The following is a 5,000-nucleotide window of genomic DNA, read 5'->3' as shown; positions in this document are numbered from 1 at the left end:
TGGGAAGAGGTGAACACCCTTGGCAAAACCACCATAAGATCTTGAAGATCTTTTGTTACCATTATGGTAACGCAATAAGTTGCATATTGGGAAAGTTATAATACAATATAAATAAAATTAAAGCTTACGGGCAATTAGTACTACTCGGCTTCGATGTTACCACCCTTACACCTGTAGCCTATCAACGTCGTAGTCTCCGACGGCCCTTAAAAGTAAACTCATCTTGAGGTTGGTTTCACGCTTAGATGCTTTCAGCGTTTATCCTTTCCGTACATAGCTACTCGGCACTGCACCTGGCGGCACAACCGATACACCAGCGGTACGTACGACCCGGTCCTCTCGTACTAAGGTCATGTCCCCGCAATTTACTAACGATCACAACAGATAGGGACCGAACTGTCTTGCGACGTTCTGAACCCAGTTCACGTGCCACTTTAATCGGCGAACAGCCGAACCCTTGGGACCTTCTCCAGCCCCAGGATGTGACGAACCGACATCGAGGTGCCAAACCTCCCCGTCGATATGAGCTCTTGGGGGAGATCAGCCTGTTATCCCCGGAGTACCTTTTATCCTTTGAGCGATGGCCCTTCCATGCAGAACCACCGGATCACTTTAGCCAGCTTTCGCTCCTGCTCGGCTGGTCAGCCTCACAGTCAAGCACCCTTTTACTAATGCGCTCTGCGTACGATTACCAACCGTACTGAGGGTACCTTTGCGAGCCTCCGTTACTTTTTAGGAGGCGACCACCCCAGTCAAACTACCCACCAAACAATGTCCCCGTTGCCGGGTTAGACTCTAAACAACAGAAGGTTGGTATTTCAACGTTGACTCCACAACTCCTGGCGAAGCTGCTTCATAGTCTCCCAACTATCCTACACATCTGTGGTTCAAAATCAATGTTAAGTTGTAGTGAAGGTTCACGGGGTCTTTCCGTCCCGTTGCGATTAACCGGCATCTTCACCGATACTACAATTTCACCGAGCTCGTGGTAGAGACAGTGTCCAACTCATTAGACCATTCGTGCAGGTCGGAACTTACCCGACAAGGAATTTCGCTACCTTAGGACCGTTATAGTTACGGCCGCCGTTTACTGGGGCTTCAGTCAGAAGCTTTGGGTTACCCCGAACATCCTTCCTTAACCTTCCAGCACCGGGCAGGTATCAGGCTCTATACGTCATCTTTCGATTTTGCAGGGCCCTGTGTTTTTGTTAAACAGTTGGTTGGACCATTTTACTGAGACCGCATTACTGCGGTACGCCTTATCCCGAAGTTACAGCGTCAATTTGCCTAGTTCCTTTACCACGGATCACTCGAGCGCCTGAGGATACTCTCCTCGACTACCTGTGTCGGTTTACGGTACGGGCTGCTATAACCTAACCTTAGAGGTTTTTCTTGGAAGTCTGATTAGAGACACTATCAGTGCGGCCGAAGCTTTACTGTACTATCAGGTTCATCATTCTCTGCGGATTTTCCTACAAAGAATATAACTACACCCTTTAACGCACTATTCCGTAAGTGCGCGGTCTGTTCACTACTCCGTTACCCCATCGAAATTATAGCAGGTACTGGAATATTCACCAGTTTGCCATCAGCTACGCCTTTCGGCTTTGCCTAAGGACCCGACTAACCCTGATCCGATTAGCGTTGATCAGGAACCCTTAGTCTTACGGCGAATAGGTTTTTCACCTATTTTATCGTTACTTATGCCTACATTTTCTTTTCTAAACGCTCCAGCATATCTCGCGATACACCTTCAATGCAGTTTAGAATGCTCCCCTACCGATTATCTTACGATAATCCTAAAGCTTCGGTTGTATGTTTGATGCCCGATTATTTTCCGTGCTTAAACCCTCGACCAGTGAGCTGTTACGCACTCTTTAAATGAATGGCTGCTTCCAAGCCAACATCCTGGCTGTTATAGGATTTAAACTGCGTTTGTTCAACTTAACATACGATTAGGGACCTTAGCTGTTAATCTGGGTTATTTCCCTCTCGGCCATGGACCTTAGCGCCCACAGCCTCACTCCCGTAGATAATATCATAGCATTCGGAGTTTATTAGGGTTTGGTAGGCGGTGAAGCCCCCTAGCCCAATTAGTAGCTCTACCTCTATGATAACTCTGAATACGAGGCTGTTCCTAAAAACATTTCGGGGAGAACGAGCTATCTCTCAGTTTGATTGGCCTTTCACCCCTATCCACAGGTCATCCCATAGCTTTTCAACGCTAATGAGTTCGGTCCTCCAGTTTGTGTTACCAAACCTTCAACCTGCCCATGGATAGATCACAAAGTTTCGCGTCTACCCCCACTGACTATATTGTCGCTCTGTTAGAACTCGCTTTCGCTACGGCTCCGCAACTTAAGTGCTTAACCTTGCCAGTGAGGAGTAACTCGTAGGCTCATTATGCAAAAGGCACGCCGTCACCCTTTAACAGGCTCCGACCGCTTGTAGGCGCACGGTTTCAGGTACTATTTCACTCTTCTGTTCGAAGTACTTTTCACCTTTCCCTTACGGTACTGGTTCACTATCGGTCTTTAGGGAGTATTTAGCCTTACCAGATGGTGCTGGCAGTTTCACACAGGATTCCTCCGGTCCCGCGCTACTCAGGATACTACACGTCCATCAGAATTTCCGTCTACAGGGCTATCACCTGCTATGGCTCATCTTTCCAGATGATTCAACTTGATCTGACTTTCTAAAAGTAGTCCTACAACCCCGTGGCAGCACGCCACCACGGTTTGGGCTCTTCCCCGTTCGCTCGCCACTACTTAGGGAATCATTAATTTATTTTCTTTTCCTGCAGGTACTTAGATGTTTCAGTTCCCTGCGTTGGCCTCCTTTCGGATAATACACCTTCAGTGTACTGGGTTGTCCCATTCGGAAATCTACGGATGTAACGATCGTTTGCATCTCCCCGTAGCTTATCGCAGCTTACCACGTCCTTCTTCGCCTCCTAAAGCCAAGGCATCCGCCATGCGCCCTTATTCGCTTTAAATATCTTCAAATTGTATACTGTATTACAACTTTATTTTCCCAATATGTCAAAGAGCTTATCTTATTTCTAAGACTTGTTGATGTTTCGGATCCGATCCGTGTGAACCCTTGCGGTTACTACATCTCAGCTTATCATTACCTTTTTAAGAACTTCCCATTTCGCATCGTTTGCGTTGGGGTTGCAAAGGTAGTGAAAATTTCATTTTCGCCAAATCTTTTTAGAAGTTTTTCCTCTTTTTTTATTTCGGTGTGACCCTGAATAATTGAAGAGCGACTTCGATAAAAACCTGTATGAACAAAGAACATTATTGCTCGTTTTTTCGAGCGGATGGCAAAGATACAATCTTTACTTTCTATCAACAAAAAATTATCAGACTTTTTTTACCGTAGTAGCGGTAGAGATATGTGGTGTGATTTCCCAGGAAGGGATAAAAAAGCCTCTGAATAAATTCAGAGGCTTTTTCAATAAATATGGCAGCTACCTACTCTCCCGCATTGTGGTGCAGTACCATCGGCCATAAGGGGCTTAACTTCTCTGTTCGGAATGGGAAGAGGTGAACACCCTTGGCAAAACCACCATAAGATCTTGAAGATCTTTTTGTTACCATTACGGTAACGCAATAAGTTGCATATTGGGAAAGTTATAATACAATATAAATAAAATTAAAGCTTACGGGCAATTAGTACTACTCGGCTTCGATGTTACCACCCTTACACCTGTAGCCTATCAACGTCGTAGTCTCCGACGGCCCTTAAAAGTAAACTCATCTTGAGGTTGGTTTCACGCTTAGATGCTTTCAGCGTTTATCCTTTCCGTACATAGCTACTCGGCACTGCACCTGGCGGCACAACCGATACACCAGCGGTACGTACGACCCGGTCCTCTCGTACTAAGGTCATGTCCCCGCAATTTACTAACGATCACAACAGATAGGGACCGAACTGTCTTGCGACGTTCTGAACCCAGTTCACGTGCCACTTTAATCGGCGAACAGCCGAACCCTTGGGACCTTCTCCAGCCCCAGGATGTGACGAACCGACATCGAGGTGCCAAACCTCCCCGTCGATATGAGCTCTTGGGGGAGATCAGCCTGTTATCCCCGGAGTACCTTTTATCCTTTGAGCGATGGCCCTTCCATGCAGAACCACCGGATCACTTTAGCCAGCTTTCGCTCCTGCTCGGCTGGTCAGCCTCACAGTCAAGCACCCTTTTACTAATGCGCTCTGCGTACGATTACCAACCGTACTGAGGGTACCTTTGCGAGCCTCCGTTACTTTTTAGGAGGCGACCACCCCAGTCAAACTACCCACCAAACAATGTCCCCGTTGCCGGGTTAGACTCTAAACAACAGAAGGTTGGTATTTCAACGTTGACTCCACAACTCCTGGCGAAGCTGCTTCATAGTCTCCCAACTATCCTACACATCTGTGGTTCAAAATCAATGTTAAGTTGTAGTGAAGGTTCACGGGGTCTTTCCGTCCCGTTGCGATTAACCGGCATCTTCACCGATACTACAATTTCACCGAGCTCGTGGTAGAGACAGTGTCCAACTCATTAGACCATTCGTGCAGGTCGGAACTTACCCGACAAGGAATTTCGCTACCTTAGGACCGTTATAGTTACGGCCGCCGTTTACTGGGGCTTCAGTCAGAAGCTTTGGGTTGCCCCGAACATCCTTCCTTAACCTTCCAGCACCGGGCAGGTATCAGGCTCTATACGTCATCTTTCGATTTTGCAGGGCCCTGTGTTTTTGTTAAACAGTTGGTTGGACCATTTTACTGAGACCGCATTACTGCGGTACGCCTTATCCCGAAGTTACAGCGTCAATTTGCCTAGTTCCTTTACCACGGATCACTCGAGCGCCTGAGGATACTCTCCTCGACTACCTGTGTCGGTTTACGGTACGGGCTGCTATAACCTAACCTTAGAGGTTTTTCTTGGAAGTCTGATTAGAGACACTATCAGTGCGGCCGAAGCTTTACTGTACTATCAGGTTCATCATTCT

The 5,000-nt window shown here is 47.1% G+C and carries 4 rRNA genes (2 of these 4 running past the window's edge); all 4 read right to left on the bottom strand.

The features are described 5' to 3' along the window. Positions 1-36: ribosomal RNA gene (gene rrf, locus QQL36_RS11510) — 5S ribosomal RNA — on the bottom strand; it reaches 76 nt to the left of the window's first position. Positions 37-114: 78 nt separating this feature from the next. Beyond that, a 23S ribosomal RNA gene (locus tag QQL36_RS11505) occupies positions 115-2,995 on the bottom strand. 468 nt (positions 2,996-3,463) lie between these two features. Continuing rightward, positions 3,464-3,575 (bottom strand): 5S ribosomal RNA (gene rrf, locus QQL36_RS11500). Between the two features lie 79 nt (positions 3,576-3,654). Further along, positions 3,655-5,000, bottom strand: a 23S ribosomal RNA gene (locus QQL36_RS11495) (it continues 1,535 nt past the right edge of the window).

The sequence above is a fragment of the Chitinophaga sp. LS1 genome (assembly GCF_034274695.1).
Lineage (GTDB): Bacteria > Bacteroidota > Bacteroidia > Chitinophagales > Chitinophagaceae > Chitinophaga.
Note: the sequence above shows the minus strand (reverse complement) of the source record. Positions and strands in the feature narration are given on the sequence as shown.